At 65.1% G+C, this 26,334-nt stretch carries 24 protein-coding genes; 12 read left to right on the top strand and 12 right to left on the bottom strand.

Going from position 1 to position 26,334, the window contains the following annotated elements:
* Positions 1–13: 13 nt before the first annotated feature.
* A complete protein-coding gene (locus ABJO18_RS14635) occupies positions 14–583 on the top strand; it encodes an NAD(P)H-dependent oxidoreductase (RefSeq protein ID WP_348508578.1) in 570 nt (189 codons plus the stop codon).
* On the opposite strand, the gene ABJO18_RS14630 is transcribed toward ABJO18_RS14635, so the two are convergent.
* The 4 genes from ABJO18_RS14630 to fliQ are packed head-to-tail and all read right to left on the bottom strand — an operon-like array spanning position 580 to position 5,286.
* On the bottom strand, positions 580–3,126 hold the full coding sequence (locus ABJO18_RS14630) for an ATP-binding protein (RefSeq protein WP_348508579.1): 2,547 nt from the start codon (positions 3,124–3,126) through the stop codon (positions 580–582). The two genes, ABJO18_RS14635 and ABJO18_RS14630, sit on opposite strands and share 4 nt — an antisense overlap.
* Before the next feature lie 36 nt (positions 3,127–3,162).
* Complete coding sequence (gene flhB, locus ABJO18_RS14625) at positions 3,163–4,263, bottom strand: flagellar biosynthesis protein FlhB (protein WP_348508580.1); 1,101 nt, start codon at positions 4,261–4,263, stop codon at positions 3,163–3,165.
* Between the two features lie 10 nt (positions 4,264–4,273).
* On the bottom strand, positions 4,274–5,026 hold the full coding sequence (fliR, locus tag ABJO18_RS14620) for a flagellar biosynthetic protein FliR (protein ID WP_348508581.1): 753 nt from the start codon (positions 5,024–5,026) through the stop codon (positions 4,274–4,276).
* On the bottom strand, positions 5,023–5,286 hold the full coding sequence (gene fliQ, locus ABJO18_RS14615; protein ID WP_271185914.1) for a flagellar biosynthesis protein FliQ: 264 nt from the start codon (positions 5,284–5,286) through the stop codon (positions 5,023–5,025). The genes fliR and fliQ overlap by 4 nt, the downstream gene beginning before the upstream one ends.
* 112 nt (positions 5,287–5,398) lie before the next feature.
* Between fliQ and ABJO18_RS14610 the strand changes: the two genes are divergently transcribed.
* The 4 genes from ABJO18_RS14610 (at position 5,399) to ABJO18_RS14595 (ending at position 13,312) form a co-directional block, all read left to right on the top strand.
* Positions 5,399–7,312, top strand: coding sequence for a DUF885 domain-containing protein (locus ABJO18_RS14610; RefSeq protein WP_348508582.1), 1,914 nt, complete (start codon positions 5,399–5,401; stop codon positions 7,310–7,312).
* A 166-nt stretch (positions 7,313–7,478) separates the two neighbouring features.
* Positions 7,479–9,371: a DUF885 domain-containing protein gene (locus ABJO18_RS14605; RefSeq protein ID WP_348515981.1), complete on the top strand. Its 1,893-nt coding sequence runs from the start codon at positions 7,479–7,481 to the stop codon at positions 9,369–9,371.
* Positions 9,372–9,382: 11 nt separating this feature from the next.
* Entirely contained in the window at positions 9,383–11,299 is a 1,917-nt protein-coding gene (locus ABJO18_RS14600) for a DUF885 domain-containing protein (protein WP_348507137.1), read from the top strand.
* 159 nt (positions 11,300–11,458) lie between these two features.
* Positions 11,459–13,312, top strand: coding sequence for a DUF885 domain-containing protein (locus tag ABJO18_RS14595; RefSeq protein ID WP_348507138.1), 1,854 nt, complete (start codon positions 11,459–11,461; stop codon positions 13,310–13,312).
* 65 nt (positions 13,313–13,377) lie between these two features.
* On the opposite strand, the gene fliE is transcribed toward ABJO18_RS14595, so the two are convergent.
* From fliE to flgB, 3 genes are read right to left on the bottom strand one after another with little or no spacing between them, the layout of a single operon-like run.
* Positions 13,378–13,692, bottom strand: coding sequence for a flagellar hook-basal body complex protein FliE (gene fliE, locus ABJO18_RS14590; protein WP_291886713.1), 315 nt, complete (start codon positions 13,690–13,692; stop codon positions 13,378–13,380).
* Between the two features lie 38 nt (positions 13,693–13,730).
* The gene (gene flgC / locus ABJO18_RS14585; RefSeq protein WP_348507139.1) at positions 13,731–14,144 is read right to left on the bottom strand and encodes a flagellar basal body rod protein FlgC; all 414 of its coding nucleotides are present in this window, start codon (positions 14,142–14,144) and stop codon (positions 13,731–13,733) included.
* Positions 14,145–14,159: 15 nt separating this feature from the next.
* Entirely contained in the window at positions 14,160–14,600 is a 441-nt protein-coding gene (flgB, locus tag ABJO18_RS14580) for a flagellar basal body rod protein FlgB (RefSeq protein WP_348507140.1), read from the bottom strand.
* Between the two features lie 106 nt (positions 14,601–14,706).
* Between flgB and ABJO18_RS14575 the strand changes: the two genes are divergently transcribed.
* From ABJO18_RS14575 to ABJO18_RS14565, 3 genes are read left to right on the top strand one after another with little or no spacing between them, the layout of a single operon-like run.
* Positions 14,707–15,036 carry a flagellar biosynthetic protein FliO gene (locus ABJO18_RS14575; protein ID WP_348507141.1) on the top strand — a complete coding sequence of 110 codons (330 nt, stop codon included), beginning with the start codon at positions 14,707–14,709 and terminating at the stop codon, positions 15,034–15,036.
* Complete coding sequence (gene fliP, locus ABJO18_RS14570; RefSeq protein WP_348507142.1) at positions 15,033–15,788, top strand: flagellar type III secretion system pore protein FliP; 756 nt, start codon at positions 15,033–15,035, stop codon at positions 15,786–15,788. The genes ABJO18_RS14575 and fliP overlap by 4 nt, the downstream gene beginning before the upstream one ends.
* A gap of 13 nt (positions 15,789–15,801) precedes the next feature.
* A complete protein-coding gene (locus tag ABJO18_RS14565; protein WP_348507143.1) occupies positions 15,802–16,152 on the top strand; it encodes a hypothetical protein in 351 nt (116 codons plus the stop codon).
* 12 nt (positions 16,153–16,164) lie between these two features.
* Here the strand turns inward: ABJO18_RS14565 and ABJO18_RS14560 are convergent, their stop codons facing one another.
* Genes ABJO18_RS14560 through ABJO18_RS14540 form a run of 5 tightly spaced genes read right to left on the bottom strand, consistent with a single transcriptional unit; the run spans position 16,165 to position 22,488 of the window.
* Positions 16,165–19,611: a hypothetical protein gene (locus ABJO18_RS14560; protein WP_348507144.1), complete on the bottom strand. Its 3,447-nt coding sequence runs from the start codon at positions 19,609–19,611 to the stop codon at positions 16,165–16,167.
* Entirely contained in the window at positions 19,595–20,356 is a 762-nt protein-coding gene (locus ABJO18_RS14555) for a hypothetical protein (RefSeq protein ID WP_348507145.1), read from the bottom strand. Before ABJO18_RS14555 ends, ABJO18_RS14560 begins: the two co-directional genes overlap by 17 nt.
* A gap of 3 nt (positions 20,357–20,359) precedes the next feature.
* On the bottom strand, positions 20,360–20,761 hold the full coding sequence (locus tag ABJO18_RS14550) for a DUF6468 domain-containing protein (RefSeq protein ID WP_348507146.1): 402 nt from the start codon (positions 20,759–20,761) through the stop codon (positions 20,360–20,362).
* On the bottom strand, positions 20,758–21,891 hold the full coding sequence (fliM, locus tag ABJO18_RS14545; protein ID WP_348507147.1) for a flagellar motor switch protein FliM: 1,134 nt from the start codon (positions 21,889–21,891) through the stop codon (positions 20,758–20,760). The genes ABJO18_RS14550 and fliM overlap by 4 nt, the downstream gene beginning before the upstream one ends.
* Positions 21,892–21,912: 21 nt before the next feature.
* Positions 21,913–22,488: a flagellar basal body-associated FliL family protein gene (locus ABJO18_RS14540; protein WP_348507148.1), complete on the bottom strand. Its 576-nt coding sequence runs from the start codon at positions 22,486–22,488 to the stop codon at positions 21,913–21,915.
* 257 nt (positions 22,489–22,745) lie between these two features.
* On the opposite strand from ABJO18_RS14540, the gene ABJO18_RS14535 reads away from it, so the two are divergent.
* Genes ABJO18_RS14535 through flgH form a run of 4 tightly spaced genes read left to right on the top strand, consistent with a single transcriptional unit; the run spans position 22,746 to position 26,020 of the window.
* Positions 22,746–23,498, top strand: coding sequence for a flagellar hook-basal body complex protein (locus ABJO18_RS14535; RefSeq protein ID WP_348507149.1), 753 nt, complete (start codon positions 22,746–22,748; stop codon positions 23,496–23,498).
* A gap of 14 nt (positions 23,499–23,512) precedes the next feature.
* Positions 23,513–24,298 (top strand): flagellar basal-body rod protein FlgG, encoded by a 786-nt coding sequence (flgG, locus tag ABJO18_RS14530; protein ID WP_271185899.1) that lies wholly within the window; start codon positions 23,513–23,515, stop codon positions 24,296–24,298.
* Between the two features lie 12 nt (positions 24,299–24,310).
* The gene (flgA, locus tag ABJO18_RS14525) at positions 24,311–25,255 is read left to right on the top strand and encodes a flagellar basal body P-ring formation chaperone FlgA (RefSeq protein WP_348507150.1); all 945 of its coding nucleotides are present in this window, start codon (positions 24,311–24,313) and stop codon (positions 25,253–25,255) included.
* 18 nt (positions 25,256–25,273) lie between these two features.
* On the top strand, positions 25,274–26,020 hold the full coding sequence (gene flgH / locus ABJO18_RS14520; RefSeq protein WP_348507151.1) for a flagellar basal body L-ring protein FlgH: 747 nt from the start codon (positions 25,274–25,276) through the stop codon (positions 26,018–26,020).
* The last annotated feature ends 314 nt before the right edge of the window (positions 26,021–26,334 follow it).

Raw genomic sequence — 26,334 nt, 5'->3', positions numbered from 1 at the left:
AAGGAGGCGTTTCATGACCCGCCCCATCACGATTGCCGGTATTTCAGGCAGCCTGCGGCAGGGGTCCTTCAACACGGCGGCCCTGCAGGCTGCGGCCGAACTGGCTCCGGACAAGGTGACGGTGAACCTGCTCACCCTGCACGATATCGAACCGTTCAGCGAGGACACCGAGGCCGAAGGCTGGCCGGACGGCGTCGCCGCGCTGCGCGAGAAGGTCGCCCCGGCAGACGGGGTGCTGTTCGCGACACCGGAATACAACTACTCGATCCCGGGCGTCCTGAAGAACGCCATCGACTGGTTGTCGCGTCCGACCGGCCAGGGCCCGATCACCGGCAAGCCCGCCGCGATCATCGGCGCCTCGCCCAGCCCCTTCGGCACAGCCCGTGCCCAGGCGCACCTGCGCCAGGTCGTCTTTTACAACGCGATGCCCTTGCTGCCTTATGACGAAGTGCTCGTCATGAAGGCCGGCAACAAGATCGAGGACGGCCGCCTCGTCGACGAGGAAAGCCGCGATTTCGTCAAGGAATTGATGGCCGACTTCGCCGACTGGGTGCGCCTGCACACGGAGAGGAAGGCGGCCTAGACCGACCCCGCCTGCTCGCCCAGCTCTTCCTTCACCTTCTCGGCCAGCTGCGTCAGCGTGAAGGGCTTGGGCAGGAAGCTCACATCCTGTTCCTTCGACAGCGTGTCGGAGAATTGTTCGGCGGCGTAGCCGGAGATGAAGACCACGCGGGTGCCTTCCAGCATGTCGCGGGCCTTTTCCAGAAGACCGGGACCGTCGAGGCCCGGCATCACGACGTCGGAGATCAGGAGGTCGAAACCCTCCTCGTCATCCTCGAGGATTTCGTAGGCCTCTTCACCGTCACAGGCTTCCACCACGTCATAACCGCGCTTGGCCAGTGTCTTGGCCGCGATGGCGCGCACAGCATCCTCGTCCTCGACCAGCAGGATACGGCCACGGCCTGAAAGGTCCTCCGGCGCCTTCTCGACGGTCTTCTCGGCTTCGGCCTCGCGCAGCTCGACCGTCTCTTCCTCGGTCGGTTCATGGCCGGGCAGGTAGATGGTGAAGGTCGTCCCGACCCCGACCTCGGAATCGGCGAACAGGAAGCCACCGGACTGCTTGACGATGCCATAGACGGTGGCAAGGCCCAGCCCTGTTCCCTTGCCCGCCTCCTTGGTGGTGAAGAAGGGTTCGAAAATCTTCTCCATCGTCGCCTTGTCCATGCCGTGCCCCTCGTCGGTGACGGCGATCGACAGCCAGTCGCCCTCACGCGGGTTGGGGGCGCCGGCATTGCGCACGACATCATCGCTGACGCGAGAGGTCTTCACGGTCAGCGTGCCGCCGCCATTCTCGCGCATCGCATCGCGGGCATTGGCGGCCAGGTTGATGATGGCCGTTTCCAGCTGGCCCTTGTCGGCCTTGATCATTGGCAGGTCGCGGCCATGGATGATGTCCAGCCGTACGGTCTCCTCGACGATCTGGCGCAGGAGCACGGAGACATCGGACAGGAGATCGCCGATATCCAGCGTCTCCATGCGGAAGGTCTGCTTGCGCGAGAAGGCGAGCAGTTTGCGGACCAGGCCGGCAGCACGGGCGACAGTCTGGTTGATCGCCTGCAACTCGGAATAGTCGGGATCGCCGACCGGGTGGCGATTGAGCAGCTCGTCCGTGTTCAAACGGACGGCGGTGAGCAGATTGTTGAAGTCGTGGGCCACACCGCCGGCCAGCTGGCCGACCGCCTGCATCTTGTTGGACTGGGAGAGCTGCCGCTCCATCTCCTTCCACGCCGTCACGTCGATGACGTAAGCAACGCGCTTGCCGCCGCGCGCGGGCGCAAAGGCGAGGTGGACATAGAGCTGACCGTCCGGCGTCAACAGCCGGGCTTCGGCCGGATCGCCACTGCCGGCCATGGCGGCCGAGAAAGCATCGACCGGCGAGCGGCCATCATCCCAGTTGAACAGGTCGCAGAAACGCGTGCCGGGTATGGCGCGGCCGCCGGTGAGCTGCATCAGCGCCGGATTGGTATCCTCGATGATGGCGGTTTCCGGATCGGCACCGTCCAGGCGCACCACCCCGAACGGCGTGGTGGCGAACATGTCTTCCATGGCCGTCCCCACCGCCGTGCCGCTCTCGGCCATGGACTGGGCGATACCCGGAGGCGCACCGGTCCGCGACAGGCCGTACATCACGGCCCGCCCCAGCGCGCCCTCGCCGGGCAGCCATTCGACAACGATCGCAACCGGACTCTCGATTCCATCGCGCGCCTTCAGGCGGGCATCGATCCGGGCAGCGCCCTCGCCGCCCCGGCTGTACAGCACGCTGCGCGCGCCATCGCCGGCGAGGATATCGCGCAGCGACGGGAAGGGCGCACCTTCAGTGAGGCCCAGCCATTCGCGGAAAGTGGCATTGCCACCGACGATCTCGCCATTTGCGCGCAGGGAGAACAGCGCCACCGGCGCATGCAAGCTCCAATCAGCGGACACCGGTTCCGCGCCGGATTCGCCGCTGCGCTCACCGGCGCCGACGAGACGCCAGAGGATCAGGCCATCGGCCTGGGGCGAGGCTTCCAGGTGGAAGCGGCGGATATCGCCCTCGCCCAGATCGAGCGGCGGCATCACCTCGCAGGCGCCTTCGCCGCGGGCCGCCGCGCGGGCCAACCGGTAGACCGTGCCATCGCCACCGCCAGCCCCGGCCCACAGGCGGTCAATGGTCGGCAGGCCGAAGCTCTGGCCGAAACCACCCGCCTTGCGGGCGAGCGCGTGATAGGCCGCATTACCCCAGCGCGGCGCTCCACGCCGGTCAGAAATCAGAACGGGCTCGGGAAAGGTCTCGATAGCCCGGAAAGCCAGCGCCGCGGGCGTGGGCGCACGATTCTTCTCGATCTTGCGGCGCAGATTGCGGCCCGCGGTCTCGCCGGCGGCAATGGCGTAGAGCACCAGGAAACCGACGGCGGCCAGGCCGGACAGATAGACAAAGCCCTGCCAGCCATCCTCGCCCGCAGCGACGACGGCGGCCCCGAAAGCGACCACGGCAATGGCGCCGCAGACCCAGAAGGCCACCCGGCCGATCGGCCGCGACCACAGCGGCTTGCGGGATTTCGGATCAGGGGCGGACGTCTCGGCCATGGGATGCTCCGGCACGGATCGGTGGAAGGCGTAAGCCTAGTCGGTCGACTCGCTCGGACGATAGCGTGCGCGGCGTCCCTGTGCGAGCGAGAGAACATAACCGATCACCTTGGCGACCGCCTGGAAGTGCTCGGTGGGGATTTCCGTATCGAGATCGGCTGTCGCGTGCAGCGCGCGTGCCAGCGGCGGATCCTCGACGATGGGGATGGAGTGCTCGGTGGCCAGTTCGCGGATACGCAGGGCCACGGCATCGACGCCCTTGGCGACACAGATCGGTGCCGGGGTCACGCCCTGTTCGTATTTCAGCGCGATGGCATAGTGGGTCGGGTTGGTGACGATCACCGTCGCGTCCGGCACCTGGGCCATCATGCGGCGCTGCGAGCGTTCCTGGCGGATCTGACGCAGCTTGGCGCGCACCATGGGGTCGCCCTCGGATTGTTTCAGCTCGTCCTTGATCTCGCGCTTGGACATGCGGTTGCGCTTGATGAAGCTCTGCCGCTGGAACATGTAGTCCAGCCCCGCGATTATCGCGTAGACGATCAGCGCGGCCAGCATCAGCTCAATGGCGGACTGGCGAACGATGGCCAGCACTGAAGCAATATCGAGCGCCGGCAGGCCGGCCAGCATTTCGCGCTTGGGATAGAGGACAACGAAGGCCGCCGCCGCGACCAAGGCCATCTTGCCGATCCCCTTGAGGAAGTTGGCGATGCCCTGGGGACCGAAATTGCGTTTGAAGCCCTCGATCGGGTTCAGCTTGTCCAGCTTGGGCTGGATCTTCTCGGTGGTGAACAGCATGCCCTGCTGGACGTAGTGACCGGCGAAACCGGCGACCGCCAGAAGCGCGATCGGCAGGCCGACAATGCCTGTCACATGCCAGGCCGTATCGCGCATCATCCGCATCACGGCATTCGGGTCGACGTCAAAATTGTGCGGCTCGGCGAAGAAGACCTGCATGTCCGAGGCGAGCGCGCGAGCCATCGGCGGGAAAGCAAAACTGATCAGGGCCAGGCCGGAAGCCAGCACGAACCAGCCCGGGATTTCCTGGGATTTGGCAACATCGCCCTTCTCGCGGGCATCATCGAGACGCCGCTGTGTCGGCTCTTCTGTTTTCTGGCTGTCGTCTTCGCCTTCTGCCACGCCAGCCTCCCTAATTCATGTCCGTCGCGAAGCGCTGCATGCGCTCCAGCCAGACAGCACTCATCGCCCCGAGGGAGATGGTGAGGATGAACAGGCCGACGATGATATTCGACGGCATGGCGATGAAAAAGATCTGCGCTTGGGGCATCAGCCGCGAGAGCACCCCCAGCGCCAGATAGAAAATGAGGCCGAACACGATCAGCGGCGCGGCCAGCTGGACACCGATATTGAAGGCGTCGATGAAGGCGTTGAGCGCCCATTGTGCGCCATCGGCCATGGACGGCACCTGCCCAGCGTCGAACACGTCGTAGGAATTCACCATCATCGCCAGCAAGAGGTGGTGCGTATTGGTGGCGAAGAGCAGCAGCAGGAAGGTGAGATTGAGCAAGGTCGCGACCAGCGCGCCCTGCTGCCCCTGCGACGGGTCGAAACTCTGCGCCATCGCCAGGCCCGACTGCATGCCGATCACCTGGCCTGCCACGGCTGCGGCCGACATGAAGATGCGCGCCACGGCACCGATCATCAACCCGGTAATCACTTCGCCCATCACCAGTCCGGCCAGCATCAGCGGCTGCTCCGGCAGAGCCGGCAGGCGCGGCGCGATCACGGGGCCGAGCACCACACAGACCAGCAGCGCAAAGGACAGACGGATGCGCATCGGGATGCTCGGCTCGCCGAAGCCCGGCATCAGCATCAGGATCGCACCGATCCGCGCAAAGACGAGACCGCCCGCGAAGACAAGTTCCGGCGCCTGCGGGATCATGGCGTGGAGATCCGGTCGAAGATCACCGTCATGAAGCCGGACATCAGCCCGCCCATCAGCGGCAGGAAGATCAGCAGCGCAATGAAGATGGCGATGATTTTCGGTACGAAAACCAGCGTCATCTCCTGCACCTGGGTCAGCGCCTGGAACAGGGCAATGGTGACGCCGACAGCCAGTCCGACCAGCATGATCGGAGCCGACATGGCCAGCATCAGCCAGATCGCTTCGCGTGCAAAATCGAGGACTTCCGGTCCGGTCACGTCTCGCCTCACCTTCTGCGGGGAGAATCGGTTTTACGGTTAATTATGTTTACGAATGCGTGCCGCGCGTTAAGAAAGAGTCAATTCAGCTTAATCGGGGGAGTTATCCATTATGCGTCTTCGCAGCTTTTTGATCGGCACGTCCTGCCTGGCCCTGATGGCCGCCTGCTCGCCGACCGACGATACCGCCGAAACCGCGACGCCGGCGTCCGAGACCTCTGCAGCCGGGACGGCGGCGCCGGACACGCAAGCCGCCGAACAGGCCGATGCCGGCGAGCAGACCGAGACCGAGCGCCTCTTTGCCTGGTTCGACGAACAATTCCAGGAAGAGCTGAACCGCTCGCCCCTGTTCAAGACCTATCTGGGCATGATCGACGATGTCGAGGCCTATGGCGAATGGGATGACGTGTCGGAAGACGCCTTCCGTGACACCCTCTCCCGCGAGGCGGCCCGCACCCGCTACATGCGCGAGAACTTCGACTATGACGCCCTCACCCATGAGGGCCAGGTCGCCTGGCGCTTTGCCGAATTCATCGCGGCGAACAACGCCCAGCAGGGCGAGTTCTGGGATCACGGCTATATCTTCACCCAGTTCTTCGGTCCCCACACCCAGCTTCCGACCATCCTGATCGGCTATCACCGTGTCGATACGGTCGAACATGCCGAGGCCTATATCAGCCGCCTCAACGGTCTGGGCGATGTAATCGAGACCTATACGGCCCAGGCCGATGCCCGCGCGCAGGACGGCGTCCTGGCCCCGGCTTTCGCCTATCCGATCGTGGTCACCGCCGCCCGGCGCTTCATCACCGGCGCGCCCTTCGACGACAGCGGTGAGGACAGCCCGCTGCTGGCCGACTTCCGCAACAAGGTCGAGGCCCTTGAGATCGACCAGGCCGAGAAGGATCGCCTGATCGCCGAAGCCGAAGCAGCCCTGACGGCCGAAGTCGGCCCGGCCTACACGGCGCTGGTCGAGACGATGGAGCGTCATGGCGAGATGGCCGATGGCCGCAACCAGGGCGCCTGGGCACTGCCGGAAGGCGAGAGCTTCTATCGCAGCCAGCTGAACAACTACACCACGCGGACCGACCTCTCGGCCGGCGACATCCACCAGACCGGTCTGGACGAGGTTGCCCGCATCCATGACGAGATGCGCGCCATCATGGAAGAAGTCGGTTTCGAAGGCACGCTGCAGGACTTCTTCGTCCACCTGCGCACCGACGACCAGTTCTACTATCCGGACACCGAAGAAGGCCGTCAGCAGTATCTCGACCAGGCCACCGCCTATGTCGATCACGTGATGGAGATAGCGCCGCAATACTTCAACACGCTGCCGGAAGCCGACCTGGAAGTCCGCGCGGTCGAGCAATACCGCATCGAGACGGCCACCGGCGCTTTCTACGAGTCCGGCGCCCTCGACGGCTCCCGCCCGGGTGCCTACTACGTCAACCTCGCCCACATGCGGGACAATCCGAACTATCTGATCGAGACGCTGTCCTACCATGAGGGCGCGCCGGGCCATCACTTCCAGATCGCCCTCGCCCAGGAGCTGGAAGGCGTGCCGATGTTCCAGCGCCTGCAGGGCTATTCGGCCTTCTCCGAAGGCTGGGGCCTCTATGCGGAAAATCTCGGCAAGACGATGGGCGGCTTCACCGATCCCTATCAGGATTTCGGCCGCCTCTCCTACGAGGTCTTCCGGGCTGCGCGCCTGGTCGTCGACACCGGCATCCACGCGATGGAGTGGAGCGAGCAGGACGCGATCGACTACATGGTCGCCAATACGCCGATGCCTGAGGGCGATATCGTCAATGAAGTGCGCCGCTACATGGTCTGGCCGGGCCAGGCGGTGTCCTACAAGGTCGGCATGCTCACCATCCTGGACCTTCGCCAGCGCGCCATGGATGCCCTGGGCGATGATTTCGACATGGGCGAGTTCCACGATGTGGTCCTGACCAATGGCTCGATCCCGCTCACCCTGCTGGAACAGCTGGTCGACGACTATATTGCGGCGAACCAGGCCGCCGAATAGACGAACCGCGTTTGACAGGCGGGGGCCTCACAGGGCTATCCTGCCGCACAGAACGTGACAGGAGTCAGCCGCTGCCGGTGCAGCGGCTGACGTCCGTTTGATCGTAGCCAATTCGGATAACGGCGCCGGCCTGCGACCCAGCCGCCGCCGGTCTGGGGAGACCGACATGAAGTATTCGATCCGTACACCGCTTGCTGTCTCGCTCATCGCCCTGCTGGCGGCCTGTTCCCAGCCCGACGACAGCGCCACGCCGCGTAACGAGTTGTCCGGCGCCGCCGTTGAAGCGGCCCGGGCCGCCCAGGCCGAACAAAGCGAAAGCGAACGCCTCTATACCTGGTTCGACGAACTGTTCGAGGCTGACCTCGTCCGCTCGCCGCAAACCCAGACCCAGCTTGGCCGGATCGACAATCTGGACGCCTATGGCCGCTGGGATGCCGTAACCGACGAGGCCGCCGCCGCTGACCAGCAACGCCGCATCGACCGCCTGGCCTATCTGCGCGACAGTTTCGACTATGACGCGCTCGACGCGGATGCCCGCGTCTCCTATCGCGTCTTCGAATACCTGCAGGAAACCGGCATCCGGCAGTATGAATTCCGCGACCAGAACTATGTCTTCACCCAGATGTTCGGTCCGCACACCGGCATGCCGACCCTGCTGATCAGCCAGCACCGGATCGAAAACGCCGATCACGCCGAAGCCTATATCCGCCGCCTTGAGGGGCTTGGCCCGGTTCTCGACACGCTGATCGTGCGCGCCGACGAACGCGCCGAGGCCGGCGTCCTGCCGCCGCGCTTCGCCTTCGACTACCTCATCGGCAACACACAGGCCCTGATCACCGGCGCGCCCTTTGACGACAGCGGCAGCGAAAGCCCGCTGCTGGCTGACTTCCGCGGCAAGGTCGAGGCGCTGGATATCGACCAGGAGGCAAAGGACGACCTCATCGCCCGCGCGACCGAGGCTCTGGAGAGCTCTGTCAGCCTGGCCTATCGCCGCCTGATCGACATGTTCGAGCGCCATGCCGAGATGACGGATACGCGTGACGGCGCCTGGAAGCTGCCGCGCGGCCAGGCCTATTACGAAAGCCAGCTGGCCAGCTTCACCACCCTGCCCGACCTGTCGCCCCAGGAAGTCCATGATATCGGCCTCGCCGAGATCGACCGCATCCATGGCGAGATGCGCGCCATCATGGACCAGGTGGGCTTCGAAGGCTCCCTGCAGGACTTCTTCGAGTTCATGCGCACCGACGAGCAATTCTACCTGCCGAACACGGATGAGGGCCGCGCCGAATATATCGCCGGCGCCAATGCGATCTTCGACACTGTGCGCGATGTGCTGCCGGATTATTTCGACACCATGCCGGAAGCCCCGCTTGTCGTACGCGAAGTCGAACCCTTCCGGGCAGCCGGTTCGCCAAGCGCCTTCTACAACTCGCCGGCGCTCGACGGTTCACGCCCCGGCATCTACTACGCCAACACGCTGAACATGCGGAACCTGCCGACCTACCAGATGGAAACACTGGCCTATCACGAGGGCATTCCCGGCCACCACTTCCAGCTGGCCCTGGCCCAGGAGCGTGAAGGCACGCCGATGTTCCAGCGTCTGCTCTACCTGTCGGCCTTCGGCGAGGGCTGGGCGCTCTATGCCGAGAGCCTGGGCAAGGATATGGGCCTGTTCACCGATCCCTATCAGGATTTCGGCCGCCTCGCCTACGAGCTCTGGCGCGCCGGACGCCTCGTGGTCGATACGGGCATCCACTCTCTGCAATGGTCGCGCGAGGATGCCATCGAGTATCTGACGGCCAACACCTCCTTCACGGAGGAAGAGATCGTCCGCGAGGTCGAGCGCTATATCGTCTGGCCGGGCCAGGCGACCTCCTACAAGATCGGCCAGATGCGTATCCGCGATCTGCGCGATTATGCCCGCGAAGAGCTGGGCGATGATTTCGACTGGGGCGAATTCCACGATGTCGTGCTGACCAACGGGTCGCTGCCGCTGCCCGTGCTGACCGAACTGGTCAACGACTATGTCGCCGGAAAGCGCGGCGACAGCCAAGAGTGAGGGGAAGAGTTATGACGAAGACCGCAATGACCTGGCTGGCCGGGGCGTCGGCGCTGGCCCTGCTGGCCGCCTGTTCGCAACCCGCCGAGGATCATTCCGCCGCTGGACAGACGCCGGCCGGCGCCGACCGGCCGGAGGCCGGTTCTGCAGGCGCTGAAGCCGCTGGCGAGACGTCGCAGACGGCCGATGCGACCGAAACCGAGAGCGAGCGTCTGAACGCCTGGTTCAACGAGGTGTTCGAGGCAAACCTGGCTCGCAGCCCGATGTACCAGACCTATCTGGGCCGCAAGACGGATTACGATCGCTGGAATGATGCCTCGCCGGAATTCGAGGCCGAAAGCCATGAGATCGGCCAGGCCAATCTCGCCTATATGCGCGAGAATTTCGATTTCGATGCGCTGGACGAGAGCGCACAACTCTCCTGGCGCCTGTTCGAATACGACGCCGAGCGAAGCGAAGCCGGCTGGCGCTGGCGCGATCACGGCTACACCTTCACGCCGCGCTCGGGCCCGCACATGAATACGCCCACCTTCCTGATCAATAATCACCGGGTGGACACGCTTTCGGATGCGGAAGCCTATGTCGCGCGGCTGGAAGGCATGGGTGAGTATCTCGACCAGAATATCGCGAATTCGCGCCGCTCGGCCGAGCTGGGCGTTCTCACGCCGCGCTGGACCTATGATCCGATGATCGCCACGGCGCGCAATGTCATCACCGGTGCCCCCTTCGATGACAGCGGCGAGGACAGCCCGCTGATGGCCGACTTCCGCGGCAAGGTCGAGGCGCTGGATATCGACCAGGCCGAGAAGGACCGCCTGATCGCCGAAGCCGAGGCAGCCCTGACATCCGTCGTCGAACCCGCCTATCAGCGGATCATCGCCCTGTTCGAAGAGCAGGCGGAAGTCGCCACCGACGATGACGGTGTGTGGAAACACCCCGATGGCGGCGAGTTCTACAACTACCTCCTGAACAACTACACGACGATGGATCTGTCCGCCGAGGAGATCCACCAGCTCGGCCTCGCCGAGGTCGAGCGGATCCATGGCGAGATGCGCGCCATCATGGATCAGGTCGGTTTCGAAGGCTCGCTGGCCGAGTTCTTTGAATTCATGCGCACTGACGAGCAGTTCTACTATCCCAACACCGACGAAGGCCGGGCCGACTATCTCGCCGACGCCACCGCGCTGATCGACACGATGCGCGAGACCCTGCCGCAGATGTTCAACACCTTCCCGGAGGCCGAACTGGAAGTGCGCCGCGTCGAGCCGTTCCGCGAAAACGCGGCCGGCAAGGCCTTCTACCAGCGCCCGGCTCCGAACGGCACGCGCCCCGGCGTCTACTACGCCAATCTGCGCGACATGGCCGACATGCCGACCTACCAGATGGAAGCGCTGGCCTATCACGAGGGCATTCCGGGCCACCACATGCAGCTGGCCATCATGCAGGAACTGGACGGTGTGCCGGCCTTCCGGCGCTTTGGCGGCTACACCGCCTATACCGAAGGCTGGGGGCTCTACACCGAATACCTGCCCAAGGAATTCGGCTTCTACTCCGACCCCTATTCCGACTTCGGCCGGCTGGCGATGGAGTTGTGGCGGGCCTGCCGCCTCGTGGTCGACACCGGCCTGCACTATCACCAGTGGACGCGCCAGGAAGCGGTCGACTACCTCCTGGAAAACACGCCCAATCCGGAAGGCGATGTGCGCAATGCCATCGACCGCTACATCGTCTATCCGGGCCAGGCCAATGCCTACAAGGTCGGCATGCTGGAAATCCTGCGCCTGCGCGGGGTGGCGGAGGAGGCCCTCGGCGAGGCCTATGACATCCGCGACTTCCACGATGTCGTCCTGACCCAGGGCGCCATGCCCCTGGCCGTGCTGGAAGAGCGCGTGAACAACTGGATCGCGGAGACACAGGCGGCGGAATAAACCGCCTTCTGCCCGTCGGCATTCAAAGGCCCTCCGCTTGCCCGGAGGGCCTTTTCGTTTGCGGCAACCGGCGCGGTATTACGGCGCTGTAAGCGCGGCGCCAGAGTCCCGAAGGACGGCGTCCCCGATCTTGCCGATTCAACAGGCTGAGGGGAAATCATGTCATTTGCCAAATTCGCACCGCTGCGTGCCGTCCTGCTGGCGTCCAGCATCACCGTATCGGTTGCCGCCGCGGCACCCGCATTCGCACAGGGCGCCGCGCTCCAGTCCATCGCGCAGGAAACGGAAACCGATCGCCTGAACGCCTGGTTCGCAGGCAATTTCGAGGAAGAGCTGGAATACTTCCCGGCCAACAAGACCGGGCTGGGCATTATCGACGAGGACTATGGCCGCTGGAACGATATCAGCCAGGACGCACTCGAGGCCGCAAACCAGCGCAGCCTGGCCCGGCTTGAGGAGATGCGCACGCGGTTCGACTTCGACGCACTCGACCCGGTGGGCCAGATGTCCTGGCGCCTGTTCGAATACAGCGCCGAACGCGCCGCGGAGTCTGAACCTTTCGACCGCTACGGCTATGTCTTCAACCAGCTGTTCGGGCCGCATACGGGCTATCTGGCCTTTCTGATCGGCCAGCACCGGATCGAGACCGCGGATCACGCCGAGGCCTATATCCAGCGGCTGTCGACCCTGGACGATGTGATGGACATGCACATCGCCGAAGCCGAATACCGGTTTGACCAGGGCATCGAGGCGCCCGCCTGGGTCTATGACCGCGTCCTGTCCACAGTGCAGGGCCTGCAGACCGGCGCCCCCTTCGATGACGGTCCGGATCATCCCCTCTGGGCAGACTTCCAGCGCAAGGTCGGCGCCCTCGACCTGACGGATGCCGAACGGACCGCGCTGCTGGACCAGGCCCGCACGGCCCTGCTCGAAGACTTCGGACCGGTCTATGCGCGCCTGGAAGCCATGCTGGTGGATCATCGGGACCGCTCGACGACGGCCGATGGCGTTGCAGACCTGCCCGATGGCGAGGCCTTCTACAACAACCTGCTCGCCGGCTTCACCACGACCGACATGACGGCGCAGGAAATCCACGCGCTGGGCCTGGCTGAAGTCGACCGGCTGCACGCCGAAATGCGCGAGGTGATGGCGCAGACCGGTTTCGAGGGCAGCCTGCAGGATTTCTTCGTCTTCCTGCGCGAGGACCCGCAATTCTACTATCCGGACACCGAAGAGGGCCGCGCGGCCTACATGCAGCGCGCGACGGAAATCATCGAGACGGTGCGCGAACGCCTGCCCGAATTCTTCGGCACCCTGCCCGAAGCGGAACTGGTCGTGCGGCGGGTGGAACCCTTCCGCGAGGCCGGCGCCGGCCTGGCCTTCTACGAGAACGCCACGCCCGATGGCTCACGGCCCGCGGTCTACTATGTCAATCTGCGCGACATGACGAGCGTGCCCACCTACCAGATGGCGACGCTGGCCTATCATGAGGGCATTCCGGGCCACCATCTGCAGCGGTCGATCCAGCAGGAAATGGAGAACCTGCCCCGCTTCCGCCAATTCGTCGGCTACACCGCCTATGCGGAAGGCTGGGGCCTGTATGCGGAATCCCTGCCGGTCGAGATGGGGCTGTATTCGGACCCGTATCTCAATGCGGGCCGCATCGCGATGGAGCTGTGGCGGGCTTGCCGTCTGGTGGTCGATACCGGCCTGCATGCCAATGGCTGGTCGCGTGAGGAGGCCATCGCCTACCTGCAGGAGAACACGCCCAATTCAGACGCCGACATCATTCCGGCGGTCGAGCGCTATGTGGTCTTCCCCGGCCAGGCGACAGCCTACCAGGTCGGCAAGAACCATATCGTCGCCCTGCGCGAGCAGGCAGAGCGCACGCTGGGCGATGCCTTCGACGTTCGGGCCTTCCACGACACGGTTCTGGCCTCAGGCCAGATCCCGCTGTCGATGCTGACCGAGGAAGTCGGGGCCTGGACGGCCTCGGTCCAGTCCGCGCAATAGAAGCAGACAGAAAAAGACCCCGGCCACGGCCGGGGTCTTGTGTATCTTCGTATCGGTCAGCGGCCCTAGATCGGCATGCGCAGGATTTCCTGGTAGGCGCGGACCACCTCGTCGCGCACGGCAACGACGGTTTCCAGCGATATCTCGGCGGCGGAGACAGCCGTGACCACGTCCAGCAGCTCGGCTTCACCGGCGGCGGCGGCGGCGGTCATCTGTTCGGCATTGGCCAGGGCGCCGGACGTATCGGCAATGGCCGAGGAGACCATATTGCCGAAGTCGAGCGACGGCGTCGCTTCGGCTTCTTTGGCACCACCCACCGATTGCTGGGCGGCACGGACCGCGGCCTGATAGGCCTGGACGGCGGAAAGATCGGCTGCCATGGGCTCACATCCTCATTCTGAGAGCGGCGCGCGCGGTTCTAGCGGCGCAGCAGGTCCAGCGTACGCTCCTGCATGCGCCGGCTGTTTTCGATCATGTTCAGATTGGCTTCGTAGGAGCGCATCGCCTCACGCATATCCATCATCTCGACCAGGGTCTCGACATTGGAGGTGCGCACATAGCCGGCTTCGTCCGCGGCCGGGTGGCCGGGATCGAATTCCAGCGTGAATTCGCTCTGGTCGTAGGCGACATCATTCATGCGGACATGGCTCAGCCCCGTCACGCGATCCAGCTCGGCCTCGAAGACCGGGATCTGGCGGCGATAGGGATCCCCGCCCGGCTCGCGCGCCGTGGAATCGGCGTTGGCCAGGTTTTCCGAGATGATGCGCATGCGCGCTGCCTGGGCCCGAAGGCCGGCTGCAGAGATCGACATGGCGTCAGATGCGTCGCTCATCCTCTAGCTCCTCGATTAACGCCCGGCCGGCTTGATCGCCATACGGATCAGCCCCAGGCTCTTCTGGTACAGGGTCAGCGCGCTCTCGTACTGCATGCGCGTTTCCTGGGCCCGCACCATCTGTTCTTCCAGCACGACCGAATTGCCGTTGACCGTGGTCTCGGAATCCGGCGCGTCGGTCGTTCCCCAATTGCGCGATGCCGAACCGCCGGCAGAACCGGACATGTGCCCGGCCTCGCTGGTCAGCATGCGCACGCGCGACGGGCCATTGCCGGCCTCGTGGCCGCGCATCTGGCGCTGTACCGCGCGATTGAATTCGCTCTCGTCGAGATCCTTCGCGGTGTAGCCGGGCGTGTTCGCATTGGCCACATTCTCCGAGATCACCCGCTGGCGCTCGGTGTTGAAGCTCATCGACTGTCGAAGAAGTGCCAGCACTGACACGTCGTCGGGCCGCATCCGCGAATCCCCTTTTCTACCGTTAACGAAGGTGGGCCGTCACAGTTAACGCGCACTTAACCGCATCACCGGACAAGCGGGTAATCTCTTATGAGGCAATGGCCCGATGAGCGACATCGTCAACTGGACCCACTACTTCTTCGCCGTCTCGGTGCTTGCCGTGCTCGTGGGCGGGCTCGGCCTGTTCGGCTATGCCGTGCGCCGCGGCTGGATCCTGCAGGGCATGACCGGCCTGCGCGGCTTCGGCGCTGGCACAGAGCGCCGGCTGAGCCTCAAGGAAACCCTGGTGATCGACCCGCGCCGCCGCGTGGTCATCGTGCAGGCTGACGACACCGAACATGTGGTCCTTCTGGGAGCGGAAGCGGAAACCGTGCTGGCCAGCCGGCCGGCCGCTGCGCCCCGGACCCCCGACATCGAGACGGAGGATGCGGCATGAAAAAGGGCTTCTGGGTCTGCGCCGCGCTTTTCGTCCTCGGCATCATCACCCTCCTGGGGGCCGGAGCCGAGGCGCAGAGCATCACGATCGATACCGGCACCGAAGGCGATCTGACCGAGCGTGTGCTGCAGCTGATCGCCCTGCTCACCATTCTCTCGCTGGCGCCGTCCATCATCATCATGACGACCAGCTTTGTGCGGATCATCGTCGTGCTGTCGCTGCTGCGCACCGGGCTGGGCCTGCAGCAGAGCCCGCCGAACGCCGTCCTCGTCTCGCTGGCGATCTTCCTGACCGGATTCATCATGGCGCCGGTCTTCACCCAGTCCTACGAACGGGGCATCCAGCCCCTGATGGAAGACGAGATCGAGCTGACCGAGGCCTTCGACCTGTCGACCGGTCCGCTGAAGACCTTCATGCTGGCCCACACGCGCGAGGACGATCTGGCGCTGTTCATCGAGATGTCGGAACAGCCTCTGCCCGATACGCCGGAAGCCACCTCTTTCTGGATCGTCGCGCCTGCGTTCATGATTTCCGAACTGCGCCGCGCCTTCGAGATCGGCTTCCTGCTCTTCATCCCCTTCCTGATCATCGACCTCGTCGTCTCCTCCATCCTCATGTCGATGGGCATGATGATGCTGCCGCCGATCGTGATCTCCCTGCCATTCAAGCTGATCTTCTTCGTCCTGATCGACGGCTGGCGCCTCGTCACCGGCTCGCTGATGCAGAGTTTCGGGACGATAGGCGGGGGCTGACCGGGGGCCTTGCATGGACAAGGGCGAGGTCAGCCTTCTCAGAACATTCGCCACTGTCGGTTTTCACACCGCCATCTGCTCTTCAATCGGTATCGCCATGTTCCGGGAAGACGCCCACTGGCTTGCCGTGATTGCACTCGGCTTACTCATGGCGACTGTCGTCAGCACCGCCCAGGCTCTGTTTATCCCGAAGAGAAGTACGTCTTATTTCAAGGCAAACTTGGCGGTGCTGGCCAGCTTGATCATTGCCGGTCTGGTGGTCTTCGCGGTGAATTCGCTTTTTCCAGCCGTCCCCGCAGCCGGGATGCTGATCTGGCTATTCGCCTGGAGCATCTTCGTGCTCGCAATGGCGAACCTGACCTAGCCCGTCAGATCCCTAGCTCGGTCCACCGCTATTGGTGAAGCGGTCGCGGAAGGGCTCCATGAAGGCGTCCAGCGTGTCGATGCTGGCGATCCGCGTGGCGAGATCGGAGAATCGGGCATTGCCCGCCGGCGCGCTTTCATCGGTCAGAAGCTCGAACGCTGCCGCCTGTTCCGTCCCGGCCATGGCATCGCCATAGCGCTCGCCCAGCCGCACGGCGGATTCGGTGTCGCGGGCCAGGGAATAGGCAATCGCCGCACGCATGACATCGGCTTCTTCGGACGCATCCAGCGGCTCGGTATCGGCAAAACGATTGCCCAGCAGAGCCTCGAGCCGCCGGCCGGCCATCGGCCAGTCCCGCTGGGTCCAGGCGATATCGGCGCGCAGCCGGTTGGCGGGGGCCGAGCGGTCGGAGGCGATCAGTTCCAGCGCCTGCTCATGGCGGCCCAGCTCGGAATAGGCGCGGGCCTCGAGCAGGTAGCGCTCATTGCGCAGCTCTTCGGACAGGCCGGCGATGCGGGATGTCCGCAAGGCGTTGATCGCGTCCTCATAGCGCCGGTCCATCAGATAGACGACCGCGAGATCGGTCGCGACGCGGGCCCGGGCGAGCGGTTCGCGCAGGCGGTATTCCACCTGGTGCTGCAGCAGTTCGGAAGCCGGATCGAGCAGGTCGAAGGCGATCAGGCGTTCGGCCAGGCGGCGCACCATACGGTCGCCATCGGCCCCGATCGGCACGAGGTGCTGGTATTCATAGAAAATCGCGACGGATTCGACCGGGTCCATACGATCCGCCTCACCATCGAGGAAGAGACGGCGGAAGATCGCGTCCATATCCTCACCGATCCGGCGGCCGGCTTCGGTATCCGGGAAGCGCGCCTGGGCGGTGTCCATCGTTTCCAGCCCGCGCGCATATTCGCCGGCGCTGACATAGAGCTCGCCGAGCGCCCGGACGGTATCCAGTTCGATCGTGTCACCGCGCCAGCGGAAGCGCAGGTTTTCCAGCGCATCGATCGCCTCGGTGCGGGTGATCTGCCCCGCAGCCAGCTGCAGGCGATAAAGGTCGGACAGCGCCTTGGCTTCCATCTGCGCATCGCCGGAATCCGACAGATCCTGCAGCAGCGCGATGGCCTGTTCGACCTGGCCATCGGCCTCGGCCAGGCGCGCCTGGATGTATTGCGCCTCGCGACGCGTACGGTCATCCGGTTCACCCGCCTCGGCGCGGTAGAGCAGGTCCTGGGCAGCGGCGTAGTCGTGGAGCTCCATCGCGGCACGGGCATGCGCGACCTGGAAGCGCGACTGCCAGACCGGAGGATAATAATAGATCGTGCTGTCACCGGACGCGAAACGGCGGCGGGCATCGGCCCAGCGCTCCTCGCCGACGGCTGTCATCGCACGCCACAGATCGGCGGCGGGATCGACGGCCAGCGCGGGGTGAGAGAAATAGGTCTGGGCGTCCGTCAGCCGGTCCATCATGTAGCTGGCGACACCCTGCAGCGAGCGCACATGGGGATCGTTCGCCAGCGAGGCATCCTGCTGGATTGCAAGGTCAAGCATGCCCAGCGCTTCCGGTGCCAGCTCGTTGGCCAGAAGGAAGCGGGCCAGTGCGATCTTGCCGTCCGTGCCCTCTTCCAGCGCCGCACGGCGCAGACGCGCATTCCAGTCGCGGCGGAAATACCCGTCGCCATCCCAGGCGTCGAAATAGACCAGAGCCGGCGAGGAAATATTCGCGAGGACCGAGCTTTCCGCGCCCGCGGCAGCGGCATCCGATGCCGGCGACAGGTTGAGCCCTTCGGGCCGGCTGATCGCCACGCCCGAGGTGATGAGGCTGATCTCGATATCCTCGGCGATGGCTTCCACGGCGCCGCCCTGGGCGCTGGGCAACAGCGCACCGCCGACAAAGTCGCGGCGGGCGGTCAGGCCCTGTACCGGCGCGCCGGCCGTCACAACGCCGATCCGGTCTCCCACAACGGGATCCTCGATCCAGCGGATGGCTCGCGGATCGGCGATATCCATCAGGATCCGCCCCGGCCGGGTGCGGCGGGCATCGCGGCGGACATTGATCGGGCGCGGCGGCGAGTCGATCCGTTCGGAGAACACCACCGTCCAGCGGGCGCCATCGATCCGTGCTTCGGCTTGCGAGGTCGAGGGCACGGCGATGCGCGCAGCCGACCAGTCCTCACCGCGCACGGCCGTGTAGTCGCGCACATGGCGGCGATTGGCCATTTCCATCTCGCGCAGGTCGATGTCGGCAGCAGCGTCAAAGACAATCCAGACCGCCTCGCCCCGGCGGAAAACGGCCGCTCCCAGCGGCGCTGCCCAGTCGAACTCGACCCGCAGATCGCCGTTGAACTCGGAGACATTCGCGCGCACACGACCATCGGCCGGTACGGGGTCGCCGCCCTCGGCGACAATCGGCGCGTCGGCCGAGGCGTATTGGGTCTCGGCAACCGGTTCGGCTTCTGCGGGCTCGTCTTCAGCGGGCAGGGGCTCGGCTGCTGGTTCCGGCTGCAACTGCGCAGGACCGCGGGCCGCCGTCTCTGCGGTATCCGCGACCGTTGCTGCTGTATCGGCACTCTCTTCCGGAGCCGTCTCTTCCGGTTCAGGCTCACCGCCCGCTTCCGCTGACAGATCGCCAAGCTGGGCCAACAGGGCTGCCGCGCTTGCCACGTCCGGATCGGGCAGGTCGACGACGACGCGACCGCCCTCATTCCAGGCCCGCACCTCGACACCGTCCATCACGTCCAGCGTGAGAACCCAGTCATTCACATCGCGCTCGCCGCTGACGCCTTCCAGGAAGCGCGGCGGCGATCCGCGCAGACGGCCCAGCTCGATGTCGGCCGGGGCGTCAAAACGGACGGTCGCTGTATGGCCGGTCTGCGCGAGTTCGAAACCGACCTCGCGGGGCCAGAGAAACTCGATCCGCGTGTATTCGGTCGCCTGCCCGACGCGGTATTGCACCGGCAGTGCATCGACAAGCGGCACGGGCGGCGGATTGGCCGCGCGCTCGGCAGCCAGGCGCGCCTCTTCGCGCTCGCGCGCCTCGCGCGGCGACACGATGGGCGCAGGCGCCGGCGCGCCGACGGGGACGATGTCGATCGCCACCTGGTCATAGCTCGACGACACATGGGCGTCGGCGGTCTGGTTGAGGGCGATACGCAGGGTCGAACCGTCGCGGTCGAGACGCGCACGGGCCGCCAGATCGCCCAGCTGGTCGGCCAGACCGGCGACATCCGCCTCCAGCGGCTCGCTCAGACGGACGATCAGAACCGTGTGTTCGACATCGGCAGCGGCAGAGGGGCGCGCGTTGGCGATCGCATCGTCATAGTCGATAACGATGCGCGCGCCCGCACCCGTGCGCTCGACGACAAACGCCCCGGCCGTCTGGGCCAGGGCTGTCGAACCGAGCAAGGCGAGGGTCAGCCCGCCGGTCAAGGAGGCGATATGTCTAGCCGCCTTCGGCAAGCCGGGCCTCCAGCTCCGCAACAGTGTCGGGCAGGTCGCTGCGGGTGGCCATGCGCTGGGTCACGGCGGCGGCGGCTTCCGGCGTCATCTCGGCCAGGATCGGACCGAATTTGCGTTGCGACATGCGCGAGGCGATCTGGATCTGAGTGTCCATGTCCAGGCTGGCAATCCGCTCGGCGGCATCGCCCGGATCCATGGCACCATACCAGTCGACGATCACCTGCATGTCCTCGCCCTCGCGTTCGGACAGGCTGTCGGTGAGCTCCATGATCTGCGTGCGCAGCGTATTGAGCTCTTCGATCTTGCCATCGACGCGCTGTTCCATGGCAAGCATCAGGGCTTCGCGGGTTTCCAGTTCCTGTTCGCGGCGATCCAGTTCGGCAGAGCGTTCGCGCAGACGATAGAAGACGCGGTCTTCCTCGGCCGTGCGCATGCCGCTGGCAATGCGTTCGGCGAAGGCGGCAGACACGTCACCGGCCGGCTGGAACGCCGTGTCCGGAACAGGCGATGCGGCCGGCGTCTCCGCCGCATGCTCGCCGTCTTCGGCTTCATGTGCGGCGTCCGTATCGGCAGACGCGTCATGGCCGTCACCGCTTTCCTGCGGCGTCGCCTCTTCGGCGAGCAGCGTGGCCGCATGGGCTTCCCACCAATCGGCGGCGCCATTGGCGACCGTCAGGGCTTTCAGACCGAACAGGCCGCCCATCAGGACGGCGAGAACGGCGAGCAGACGAACCGGTTCGCGCATGACCTATCTCACATCCTTCAGATCGTTGATGACGCGCGAGCCGGCGCCTTCGGGAAAGATCTCGCTGGCGCGGCGGCGGCCCGGAGCCGGCGCGCGGCGCGCAGACAGGCTGTCCGCCCGGCGATCGGCCTCGCCGGTGATCAGCCGCAGTTCGTCGGCCAGCTTGCGGGCCTCCGCGACGCGCGTCTCCAGCACCTCGCCGGACTGGCTGGTGGCGCGCTCGAGGGCAAGCAGGCTGGCCCGGGCACGATCGGTCGCTTCATTGAGTGCGATCACGGAGGCCTGCACGCCGTCCTGCCCCTTCTTCAGGGCATTCAGGCGGCGGTCGACACGCCAGCACATCACGACGGCAACGACGAGAAGCGCGGCCACCAGGCCTTCGAAAACCAGAGCTGCGAGCGTCATGCGAACCTCATCATTGCTTTCTTGGCCCCCGGCGAGAGCGGACCGCTCAGGCGCAGGGCAACACTGTGTCCGATACGGCCCATTCGGCCGCGGGTGAGCGGCACCTGGCCGCAACGCAACTCCACCTCGCTGTTCGGGGTGGCGTCGAGGAAAAGCGTGTCGCCGACCTTCAGATCGGCAATCTTGCCCAGCGGCATCCGCTGTTCGTCCAGCACCGCCTGGACTTCCATATTCGTCGACCACAACTCGGTGGCCAGGTGGCCTTCCCAGATATTGTCGCGGCCGAACTTCTCGCCCATGAACTGCTGCAGCAGCATCTTCCGGATCGGCTCCAGGGTAGCATAGGGCAGCAGCAATTCGATGCGGCCGCCACGATCTTCCATGTCGATGCGCAGCTTCACGAGGATGGCGGCGTTGGCCGGGCGGGCAATCGCGGCAAAGCGCGGATTGGTCTCCACGCGTTCCAGGTCGAAATCGACTTCCGTCAGCGGCTGGAAAGCCTGTTTGGCATCGCCCAGCACGACCTCGATCATGCGCTGCACCAGCATGCGTTCGATCGTGGTGTAGGGACGGCCTTCAATGCGCATGGCCGAGGTGCCGCGGCGGCCGCCGAGCAGCACGTCCACGATCGAGTAGATCAGGTTGGAGTCGACCGTCAGCAGGCCGTAATTGTCCAGCTGCTGCGCCCGGAACACGGCCAGGATCGCCGGCAGCGGGATCGAGTTGAGATAGTCGCCGAAGCGGATGGATGAAATATTATCCAGCGACACCTCGACATTGTCCGAGGTGAAATTGCGCAGGCTGGTCGTCATCAGCCGCACCAGGCGGTCGAAGACAATTTCCAGCATCGGCAGGCGCTCATAACTTACAAGCGCCGAATTGATGATCGCGCGGATGCCGGACTTGTCCGCCGCATCGTCATCGGTCAGCGAGAAGCCGAGCAGGCTGTCGATCTCGTCCTGGTTGAGGATGCGCTCGGGCCCGCCGCCAACGGTCGGCAGATCATTGTCGTCGTCGTCGCCGCCGCCGACCATCGCCTCCCATTCGGACGCCAGGTCGAGGTCGTCACCGTCCTCGGCCATTGCCTCCCATTCGGCGGCCAGCGCGTCTTGATCCAAGTCGTCAGACATCGGTATCCGTCCAGTTAAGCGTTAGTCGACAATCAGGAATTCCTGGATGAGCACGGCATCCACCTGGGCCGGCTCGATGGCCAGATTCACCCGGCGCAGCAATTCCAGCCGCACGCGGTGCATGCCCGCCGACCCGTAGAGATCGTCCTCGCGCAGCTCGCGCAGGAACATGATGAACTGGTCCATGATCGGATCCACATGCGACTGGAGAATGCTCTCCATCTCCGGATTCGTGGACTCGAAGCACAGTTTCAGCTGCACCAGAACCGGGCGGCCATCCGAAGACCGGATGTTGGTGGTGATCGTCTCCACCTCGCCATCGCCCTCGCGCAGGTCGAAATAATGCGGTTCGGCATGTTGTTCGGCCGCGGCATGCGTATCGCCACCATGGCCGTCACCGCCCGATTCGCCGTGCGACGAATCGGCATGCTCGGCCGCATCATCGCCGCCACCGGAGAACAGAAGGAAGCCGCCGACACCCGCGAGCAGCAGGATCAACACAGGCAAGCCAATGAAAAGAATGAGCTTTAGGGGGCTCTTCTTGGCTTTTTCTTCGCCTTCGGCGCCGTCTTCGGTTTCTGTTTCTTCGTCGGCCATTGCGGGCTCCAAACGGGGAATCGTCTGGGCCCTATTAACGGTCACTGCGGTTAACGTTTCGTAGTCCTCCCCCCGCCCCGGCAACTTCTTCCCACCCGCCCGGACAGGATTGCCGGACCCGGCAGGCCTGTCCCCCAAGGCGATCGGGCCAAGTGGCTGATAACCAACAAAATTAACCTTGGCACGCTGCGTGCAACTTGTCGGGCAATCGCTGCGATACGACGGCGACACCAGGTATCCAGAAAGGAAACCGCCCGATGGACAACGCAATCATGATCGGCCTGACGCGCCAGATGACCCTTCGCCGGGACATGGACGTCATCGCCAACAACATCGCGAACGCGAACACGGCCGGCTTCAAGGTCGAGTCGCTGCTTCTCGAGAACCAGCCCGCCCGCACCGCCGAACACGCCGACGGACCGTCAGAGCTTCAGTACGTGACGAACTGGGGCATGGGCCGCGACTTCAGCCAGGGCGCGCTCGATTTCACCGGCCGCCAGTTCGACGTCGCCATCGAGGGCGAAGGCTTCTTCGCCGTCGATTTCAACGGCACCGAACAATATACCCGTGACGGCCGCTTCCGCACCGATGCCAACGGCCAGCTGGTCGCAGCCGACGGTGCCCCGGTGCTGGACGCCGACACCCGAGCCCCGATCCTGCTCGATCCCAGCGCGACCGAGACCCTCGTGGTCGACGGCGGCGTGATCATGCAGGACGGCCAGGCCGTCGGCCGCATCGGCGTGTTCGAAGTGCCCAACCGCTCGCTGATGACCAAGGAAGGCAATGGCCGCTACACGGTCGCCAATGCCGACGATCCTGAAAACCAGCCCCAGCCGGCCTTCGATCCGGTCGTGCGCCAGGGCTATGTCGAGCGCTCCAATGTCGAGTCGATCACCGAGCTGACCGACATGATGAGCATCATGCGGACCTACCAGTCCGTGTCCAAATTCCTGAACGATGCCGAAGACCTGAACAAGCGCGCCATCGAGCGCCTCGGCCGCGTCTCTTAAGGAGGAGTTGAACCATGCGCTCCCTCACCACCGCCGCCACCGGCATGCAAGCCCAGCAGCTGAATGTCGAAGTGATCTCGAACAACCTGGCCAACATGAACACGACGGCCTTCCAGCGCCAGCGTGCCCAGTTCCAGGACCTGCTCTACCAGAACGTCCAGGCCATGGGGATGAACTCCTCCGACGCCGGCACCATCGTGCCGACGGGCGTCCAGGTCGGTCTCGGCGTCCAGGCCGACTCCATCTACCGGATCACCGAACAGGGTCCGCTGTCGAACACCGGCAACACCTACGACCTGGCGATCTCGGGCCGCGGCTATTTCCGCGTCCAGCTGCCTGACGGTTCCGATGCCTATACCCGCGCCGGCAATTTTGCCCTAAGCCCGGAAGGCGAGATCGTCACCTCCGACGGCTACACGGTCGCACCGGGCATCGCCATTCCGCAGGGCGCCCGCGAAGTCTCGATCAACGCCCAGGGCCAGGTCCAGGCGCTCATCGACGGCCAGACCGAACCGTCCACCGTGGGCCAGCTGGAACTCGTGACCTTCTTCAACGAGGCCGGCCTCGAGGCCACGGGCGACAATCTCTATCTGGAAAGCGCCGCCTCCGGCACCGCCTCGGTCGGCACGCCGGGTTCGCCGGGCTACGGCATCATCCGCCAGGGCTTCGTGGAAGGCTCCAACGTGAACTCGGTTGCCGAGATCACCGCCCTGATCCAGGCGCAGCGCGCCTACGAAATGAACGCCCGCGTCATCACGGCATCCGACGAGATGCTCGCTGCTTCCTCGAACCTGCGCTAACGGAGCGAATAGATGACCCGCACGTCTCTCCTCGCCCTCACCTGCCTGGCCGCCTCGGCGCTGATTGCGCCGCAGGCCCTGGCCAGCGACGCGGTGGTGCTGCGCGAAACCCTCCTCGTCGATGGCGCACACATCACGCTTGGCGACCTGTTCACGGTCGACGGCGAAGCCGCCGACATCGTGGTCGCCCGCGCCCCGGAACCGGGCGGCCGCACCTCGCTGACGGTGGAATATGTCCGCCGCATCGCCGCCGAGAACGGTCTGGACTGGGCCAATGCCGCCAGCGTCCGCCGCATCACGGTGGCCCGCGACAGCCAGGTGATCGACGCCGCCACGCTGACCGACCTCCTGGAAGGCGAGCTGTTCGCCGAAGAAGGCCGCGTCCACGAAGTGCGCCTGTCGAACACCGCCCTGGCGCTGCATGCACCGGTCGATGCGACCGGCGGTCTGCAGGTCGAATCCCTGAATTTCGACCCGCGCTCGGGCATGCTCGTCGCCGACATCACGCCCTATGACGGTGCCCAGTCGGTGCGCATCACCGGCCGCGCCTACGTCACGGTCGACGTTCCGGTCCTGGCCCGCGCCATTCCGGCCGGTGCCGAGATCTCCGACGCCGATATCGAATGGGTGTCGCTGCGCTCGGACCGCCTGCGTCCGGACTCGCTGCTCGATCCGGACTCCATCATCGGCCTGGAAACCCGCCGCGCCCTGCGCCCGGGCGAGCCGCTGCGCGGCTATGACCTGCAGCGTCCGCTGATGATCGAACGCGGTGAGCTCGTCACCCTCGTCTTCGAAGCCCCGGGCATCCAGCTCTCCGTGCGCGCCCGCGCCATGGAAAACGCCGCCGACGGCGAGGTGGCCCGCTTCGTCAATCTGCAATCCAGCCGCACGGTGGAGGCCCTCGTCGACGGGCCGGGCCGTGCCCGCGTCGGCGCCTCGCCGGCCGCCAGCTTCTGATATCCAGGGAGAACCCCCATGATCCGCAAAATCGCAATCCTCATCATCGGCGCGGCCACCCTGCAGGCCTGCGCAGCCACCGACCGCCTGTCCTATGTCGGCCAGACGCCGCCCATGACACCGATCGAGAACCCGGCCGTCCTCGCCGGTGCCGGTCCGCAGCAGATCCCGATGCCGCCGGCATACGCCACGCCGCGCCAGCACACCTCGCAGACCAACTCGCTGTGGAACGCCAATTCGCCGACCTTCTTCGGCGATCCGCGCGCCGCCCGCGTCGGCGACATCGTCACGGTCAATATCGACATTTCCGACCGCGCCCAGCTGCAGAACTCCACCAACCGGACGCGCTCCTCGGCGGAAGATGCCGACCTGACGCAATTCTTCGGCGCCGATCTGACCGGCTTCTTCAACGACAATATCGACCCGGCCTCGCTCGCCAGCCTGGGTTCGTCCTCCTCCTCGCAGGGCGCCGGCTCGGTCAACCGGACGGAAAGCATCTCCCTGACCGTGGCCGCCCTGGTCACCTCGGTTCTGCCCAATGGCAATCTGGTGATCGCCGGCCGTCAGGAAGTGCGCGTGAACAATGAAGTGCGCGAACTGCTGATCACCGGCATCGCGCGCCCGCAGGACATCGCTTCGGACAATACGATCGCCCACACCCAGATCGCCGAAGCCCGTATTTCCTATGGCGGCCGCGGACATCTCACCGACGTCCAGCGCCCCCGCTACGGCCAGGAGATCTACGACCTCCTGATGCCCTTCTAGGACCACAGACCCCGCCACCATCGGGTTCCACTGAGGCCGTCGCGTTCACTCGCGGCGGCCTATTTTTTTGTGAGCCCCCCGGGGAGAGGTGCGCGCGGCAAGGCCGCGCCCGAGAAGAGTCTTTTCTGGCCGCTTCCGCGGCCGCCCCTCACCTTTGATTCCTCTCCCCCGGCGGGCAGGGCTATCGCATATGGGCGATGGCGTTGAGGAGGTAGTCGTTTTCCCAGGCGCAACGTTTCATGCGTCTTCGTATGGATGTTTTGGGGTCGTCGATGCGCTGCAGGAGGCTCATGGCGAGGCGGGTGATGAGGGCG

The organism is Maricaulis sp. (assembly GCF_039978735.1).
Lineage (GTDB): Bacteria > Pseudomonadota > Alphaproteobacteria > Caulobacterales > Maricaulaceae > Maricaulis.
Note: the sequence above shows the minus strand (reverse complement) of the source record. Positions and strands in the feature narration are given on the sequence as shown.

Excerpts from the sequence above, each read along its gene's own strand:
- ABJO18_RS14635 (WP_348508578.1), top strand. The coding sequence starts at position 14 with ATGACCCGCCCCATCACGATTGCCGGTATTTCAGGCAGCCTGCGGCAG.
- ABJO18_RS14630 (WP_348508579.1), bottom strand. The coding sequence starts at position 3,126 with ATGGCCGAGACGTCCGCCCCTGATCCGAAATCCCGCAAGCCGCTGTGG.
- fliR (WP_348508581.1), bottom strand. The coding sequence starts at position 5,026 with ATGATCCCGCAGGCGCCGGAACTTGTCTTCGCGGGCGGTCTCGTCTTT.
- ABJO18_RS14610 (WP_348508582.1), top strand. The coding sequence starts at position 5,399 with ATGCGTCTTCGCAGCTTTTTGATCGGCACGTCCTGCCTGGCCCTGATG.
- ABJO18_RS14605 (WP_348515981.1), top strand. The coding sequence starts at position 7,479 with ATGAAGTATTCGATCCGTACACCGCTTGCTGTCTCGCTCATCGCCCTG.
- ABJO18_RS14600 (WP_348507137.1), top strand. The coding sequence starts at position 9,383 with ATGACGAAGACCGCAATGACCTGGCTGGCCGGGGCGTCGGCGCTGGCC.
- ABJO18_RS14595 (WP_348507138.1), top strand. The coding sequence starts at position 11,459 with ATGTCATTTGCCAAATTCGCACCGCTGCGTGCCGTCCTGCTGGCGTCC.
- fliE (WP_291886713.1), bottom strand. The coding sequence starts at position 13,692 with ATGGCAGCCGATCTTTCCGCCGTCCAGGCCTATCAGGCCGCGGTCCGT.
- flgC (WP_348507139.1), bottom strand. The coding sequence starts at position 14,144 with ATGAGCGACGCATCTGACGCCATGTCGATCTCTGCAGCCGGCCTTCGG.
- flgB (WP_348507140.1), bottom strand. The coding sequence starts at position 14,600 with ATGCGGCCCGACGACGTGTCAGTGCTGGCACTTCTTCGACAGTCGATG.
- ABJO18_RS14575 (WP_348507141.1), top strand. The coding sequence starts at position 14,707 with ATGAGCGACATCGTCAACTGGACCCACTACTTCTTCGCCGTCTCGGTG.
- fliP (WP_348507142.1), top strand. The coding sequence starts at position 15,033 with ATGAAAAAGGGCTTCTGGGTCTGCGCCGCGCTTTTCGTCCTCGGCATC.
- ABJO18_RS14565 (WP_348507143.1), top strand. The coding sequence starts at position 15,802 with ATGGACAAGGGCGAGGTCAGCCTTCTCAGAACATTCGCCACTGTCGGT.
- ABJO18_RS14555 (WP_348507145.1), bottom strand. The coding sequence starts at position 20,356 with ATGCGCGAACCGGTTCGTCTGCTCGCCGTTCTCGCCGTCCTGATGGGC.
- ABJO18_RS14550 (WP_348507146.1), bottom strand. The coding sequence starts at position 20,761 with ATGACGCTCGCAGCTCTGGTTTTCGAAGGCCTGGTGGCCGCGCTTCTC.
- fliM (WP_348507147.1), bottom strand. The coding sequence starts at position 21,891 with ATGTCTGACGACTTGGATCAAGACGCGCTGGCCGCCGAATGGGAGGCA.
- ABJO18_RS14540 (WP_348507148.1), bottom strand. The coding sequence starts at position 22,488 with ATGGCCGACGAAGAAACAGAAACCGAAGACGGCGCCGAAGGCGAAGAA.
- ABJO18_RS14535 (WP_348507149.1), top strand. The coding sequence starts at position 22,746 with ATGGACAACGCAATCATGATCGGCCTGACGCGCCAGATGACCCTTCGC.
- flgG (WP_271185899.1), top strand. The coding sequence starts at position 23,513 with ATGCGCTCCCTCACCACCGCCGCCACCGGCATGCAAGCCCAGCAGCTG.
- flgA (WP_348507150.1), top strand. The coding sequence starts at position 24,311 with ATGACCCGCACGTCTCTCCTCGCCCTCACCTGCCTGGCCGCCTCGGCG.
- flgH (WP_348507151.1), top strand. The coding sequence starts at position 25,274 with ATGATCCGCAAAATCGCAATCCTCATCATCGGCGCGGCCACCCTGCAG.